The organism is Microcystis sp. Msp_OC_L_20101000_S702 (assembly GCF_007095705.1).
Classification (GTDB): Bacteria; Cyanobacteriota; Cyanobacteriia; order Cyanobacteriales; family Microcystaceae; genus Microcystis; species Microcystis ichthyoblabe_A.
Map to the genome: position 1 here is coordinate 1 of NZ_SFBO01000054.1, position 4481 is coordinate 4481.

The following is a 4481-nucleotide window of genomic DNA, read 5'->3' on the forward strand; positions in this document are numbered from 1 at the left end:
AGCGTTAGATTTATTGGGAGTTTCCCTGATTTGTACCCAGTAACGGGGCGGCGGAAATTCTCTTAATCCCTTCTACAGCACAGGTTATGGCCTTTTGTCAACGGGGAAGTCCAGCTATTCACAGATTTTAGGTGATTTAGTCCTTATTTTTGCGGTTTTTGAATCTTCAAAAATTAATTAGGGTTTGCTGAATCAAAATATGAATACTAAGTAGTCGGACATAAATTCTGTTGTCTATCTTAAGAAATGTAAATTGCCGCAATTCTTACTGACGACCGACTCCTGACGACCGGCTACTGACTCCTTACCCTACAGTTAACTTTACTTTTGTCCAACTACTTAATCGTGCATCGTATCCATAAGTTAGTTTAGTGCTAGGTTGGAAAAATTAAACCTGCTGCCAATACTTTGCCAGATGAAAGACCCATCTTTCTCCTACCATAATTTAGGCTCGAAACCAGAATCATTAATAATTTCTACCGTTTCTCCCGATGGTTTAATCACAAATAAACCCTGTTTATAGGCATAACGATCTACTCCTTCGTCTATTTCTATTCCCGCCACTGCACCATAAGCCTGATAGTTCTTATAATGGGGAAATGCTTGTTTAAATCGACTTAATTTTTCTAAAAAATCGTTGACATCATCTTTCGATAAACGAGACTTACATTCTACTAAAACTACCTCGGTTTCATCGACGGCTAAAATGTCAATCTCCATGGCTATTCCTTGCCGTTTTACCCTGGCACGACTGTAGGTTTCTTTAACATCGATACCTTTGCTACGAAATAGGCCAATAACAGCAGGTTCGACTAATTCCTCGACAAATCTTCCCCAGCGAGTGGTTAAACTATCCACCGCACGACTGGTATTAGCCACTGTTTTCTCTAGCTCGGCCAAACGGCGATCGGCTTCGGCCTTAGCTTCAGCGGCCCGGCGATCGTATTCAGCGGCCCGGCGATCGGCTTCGTCCTTGGCTTCAGCGGCCCGGCGATCGTATTCAGCGGCCCGGCGATCGGCTTCGTCCTTGGCTTCGGCGGCCCGGCGATCGTATTCTTGGCGTGATTGTTCAAACTTTTCGTTAGTTTTCTCAAAAAGTTTATAGATATCTTCGATGGTAATCGGTTGAGACATGGTTATTTGTTTTAATCTTTCTTATTTTACTATAATTGTACTAGCAAAGTACAAGTCATTTTAGGGACGGGTGTTAATTGAGCAAGTCAATAGTTATACTAAATCCGTTGAGTAACGCACAGAAAACGGGTTTCTCGGAGAAACCCGTTTTCTACTCATGCACTCATGCAAAACCGAGAATAAATAATCAGTTTTTAATAACTGGATTTAGTATGAGGATGATATAGCGGGGACGGGAACCACAGTTTCTTCGTTGATCATGGTTTCTAACTGTTGAGCCTGGGATTTGGCTCAATAAATTGATCATTGTAAATAATTGTTACAAATACTTGACTTAAGATATTTCTATGGTTACAGAAACACAGATCAAAGAAAAAGCACTAGAGTTAGGTTTCCATGGGGTCGGTATTGCCTCTGTGGATAGTCAAGACTCGGCGGTATCCCATCTAAAAAGCTGGTTAGAGCGGGGTTATCACGCTGATATGGATTGGATGACTAACCCGAAACGACAGGATATCAAAACTCTTTGGCCGGAAGTGCGATCGCTAATTTGTCTCGCCCTTAACTACTACACCCCCCAGCAACACAGTCAGGAACAAAACCATGGCAAAATTTCCCGTTATGCTTGGGGAAGGGATTATCACAAAGTATTAAGTAAAAAATTAAAAGCCCTCAGTCAATGGTTAGAAAGTCAGGGGGAGCAAATTCAAACCCGTTACTATGTGGACACTGGACCAGTACAGGATAAGGTTTGGGCGCAAAGAGCAGGGATCGGCTGGATTGCCAAGAATGGTAACTTAATTACCCGTAATTACGGCAGTTGGGTATTTTTAGGGGAAATATTAACTAATTTACCTTTAGAACCCGATCAACCCCATAGCGCCCATTGTGGCACCTGTAGCCGTTGTTTAAGCGCCTGTCCCACCCAAGCAATAGTTAGCCCCTATGTGGTGGATGCTAATCGCTGTATTGCTTACCATACCATCGAAAATCGTGCTGTAACTTTGCCTACAGAAATTGCCAAGAATTTACAAGGTTGGGTAGCTGGCTGCGATATCTGTCAAGATGTCTGTCCTTGGAATCAACGTTTTGCCCAAGTTACCGACGTGGAGGATTTTCAACCCCGTCTGGAAAACCTCTCGCCAAGATTGGAGGAATTAGCTAATCTAACTATAGAGGAGTGGGATCGTCGTTTTATCTCGTCAGCCCTACGTCGAATTAAACCCCAGCAGTGGCGACGTAATGCCCAAGCTAATTTAGCCCATTCCCCTCACCCCCCACAAGATGACAATTAAAGTAGTCGTGTTCGATTTTGATGGTACTATCGCCGATACCCACGATACTTTCGTGGAGATTGTCAATCGTTTGGCTAAAAATTTTGGTTATCAACCCGTCAATGAGGAAGATTTGGCCAGACTAAAAAACCTTAGTTCCCAAGAAATTATTAAACAATCCCAAGTTTCTCCCGTTAAAATCCCTTTTTTACTCTATCGAGTTAAACGGGAATTAAATAAACAAATTGACTGCCTGAAACCCTTTCATGGCTGGCATCCCTGCCTCGCTACTCTTAAAGAAAGAGGCTATAGATTAGGAATAATCACTTCTAATACCAAAGAAAATGTCACCATATTTTTAGGTAATAATCAACTCTTAAATTTATTTGATTTTATCTGTTCGGGAACGCCTTTATTCGGCAAACACAAAATTATCGATCGCCTGATCCGACAAAATAAATTCTGTCCCGATGAAATGATTTATGTCGGCGATGAAACCAGAGATATTACTGCTGCCCAAAAAAGTCGAGTGCAAGTGGTGGCCGTCGCTTGGGGCTTTAATTCCCCTCAAATTCTCACCCAATTTAACCCCGATCATCTCATTCACCATCCCCTAGAATTATTGGATATTTTAGATCGGGCTGGCTGAAAAAGTTTTTCCTAGGTGACAGGGCATTTGTACTAAAATACCCAATACTCAGTTTAAATATAGACTTCGATCGATGGGGGCAGAGAGACTCGAACTCTCACGAGCTTATAAGGCTCAACGGATTTTAAGTCCGTAGCGTCTACCATTCCGCCACGCCCCCGTTATTTAACCGACAATTTTTTATCATATCATAAATAATTTAATTAGCAAGAGTATTTTCAGTAAATTATTTTAGCCCGCCAATTCGATCGCCGCAAAGGGGGAAAGACAGGGTAAAATAATCAGCAGGTGAATTGCAGTTCACCGACAGCCATTGATAAAAATCAATCCTTATGCAATCAATTCTGACGCAAGAAACCATTATCATCGCCCTGATCTACCTATCTCTCAGTGTCTTGTATTTGCTCGTCATTCCCGCCGTTATCTACTACTACCTCAATACGCGCTGGTATGTGGCATCTTCTTGGGAAAGAGGGTTTATGTACTTTCTGATGAGCTTTTTCTTTCCCGGGATGCTGTTGTTAAGTCCTTTCCTTAACTTCCGTCCCCAACGTCGTACCCTCAAAGCTTAAGTTATCAACCCAAAAAAACCCATGAGACGCATTGATGTCATCGGGATCGGTATAGGGATGTTTGCTGTGGGCGGCATCCTCTACATTATCCTGCAAAAAACCGGTTTAGATAGTGCTTCGGCGGGAATTTGGAGTCAAGCGGTGTTGGTGGGTGGTGTCATCGGTTGGATTTTTACCTATCTGTTTCGAGTCGCCACCGATAATATGACCTACGGCCAACAGCGCAAGGATTACGAAGATGCCGTCTTTAAAAAACGTCTGGAAGCGATGACTCCCGAAGAAATCGCCCAAATGCAGCGGGAGATTGAAGAAGAAAAAACTAAATAAAGCAGTTAAAACTGATTTATCTGGCATCTGGGCTTGATAATAGCCCAATTTATCTGATTTAGTCCTTAAAGTCTTTAAATAATCGGTGGGAAATAATTCCACTGCTGTGTAGTTCTGTGAAATTAAAACAATCCTATGATGAGGCGTTTGTCAAGAGAACTAATGTTAAGATTGTTTGAGAAGGTCATGAAAGAAGCAATAGAAAAAGTCGTTTTAGCAATTAGGGGATAAAATTTCCGTCAAGAATAAAAATATTTGTTCCCTATCAAGTTGCGTCGATCTATGATATGGATAATCTATTTTTGTAGAAGCGTTATTTATGAATCAAAATCAGAGCGAGAACTGGGGCGGAAACAGAGAGCTAGATTACGATCGATTCTACAATGCTTGTGACCCTCTCAAACCCGGTGGTGATTCGGTAGTAGTGATGGCGGCTTAATCCTTTGCTTTGCTGTGCATTGTAGTCATGGATAAAATACCAAAGGGTTCCCCAACGTGATTCTCCATTTTTTTAGAGAAAGATAG

5 protein-coding genes and 1 tRNA gene are annotated in these 4481 nt (G+C 41.9%); 4 read left to right on the forward strand and 2 right to left on the reverse strand.

What is annotated here, in order from left to right; genetic code table 11:
* Positions 1 to 435: 435 nt before the first annotated feature.
* Entirely contained in the window at positions 436 to 1134 is a 699-nt protein-coding gene (locus tag EWV60_RS06110; RefSeq protein WP_287231581.1) for a DUF3782 domain-containing protein, read from the reverse strand.
* Positions 1135 to 1481: 347 nt separating this feature from the next.
* Here EWV60_RS06110 and queG point away from each other — a divergent pair, with 347 nt between their 5' ends.
* Positions 1482 to 2429, forward strand: coding sequence for a tRNA epoxyqueuosine(34) reductase QueG (gene queG, locus EWV60_RS06115; protein ID WP_287231582.1), 948 nt, complete (start codon positions 1482 to 1484; stop codon positions 2427 to 2429).
* Positions 2419 to 3057, forward strand: a complete 639-nt coding sequence (locus EWV60_RS06120; protein WP_016516729.1) for an HAD-IA family hydrolase — start codon at positions 2419 to 2421, stop codon at positions 3055 to 3057. Before queG ends, EWV60_RS06120 begins: the two co-directional genes overlap by 11 nt.
* A gap of 74 nt (positions 3058 to 3131) precedes the next feature.
* Here the strand turns inward: EWV60_RS06120 and EWV60_RS06125 are convergent.
* Positions 3132 to 3217, reverse strand: a tRNA-Leu gene (locus EWV60_RS06125).
* A gap of 172 nt (positions 3218 to 3389) precedes the next feature.
* Between EWV60_RS06125 and ndhL the strand changes: the two genes are divergently transcribed.
* Complete coding sequence (ndhL, locus tag EWV60_RS06130; protein WP_002732218.1) at positions 3390 to 3629, forward strand: NAD(P)H-quinone oxidoreductase subunit L; 240 nt, start codon at positions 3390 to 3392, stop codon at positions 3627 to 3629.
* A gap of 21 nt (positions 3630 to 3650) precedes the next feature.
* Entirely contained in the window at positions 3651 to 3956 is a 306-nt protein-coding gene (locus EWV60_RS06135; protein ID WP_002733819.1) for a DUF3007 family protein, read from the forward strand.
* Positions 3957 to 4481: the final 525 nt, after the last annotated feature.

What these genes read in the sequence shown, in the direction of transcription:
- EWV60_RS06110 (WP_287231581.1), bottom strand. Translation starts at nt 1,134, where the DNA reads ATGTCTCAACCGATTACCATCGAAGATATCTATAAACTTTTTGAGAAA.
- queG (WP_287231582.1), top strand. Translation starts at nt 1,482, where the DNA reads ATGGTTACAGAAACACAGATCAAAGAAAAAGCACTAGAGTTAGGTTTC.
- EWV60_RS06120 (WP_016516729.1), top strand. Translation starts at nt 2,419, where the DNA reads ATGACAATTAAAGTAGTCGTGTTCGATTTTGATGGTACTATCGCCGAT.
- ndhL (WP_002732218.1), top strand. Translation starts at nt 3,390, where the DNA reads ATGCAATCAATTCTGACGCAAGAAACCATTATCATCGCCCTGATCTAC.
- EWV60_RS06135 (WP_002733819.1), top strand. Translation starts at nt 3,651, where the DNA reads ATGAGACGCATTGATGTCATCGGGATCGGTATAGGGATGTTTGCTGTG.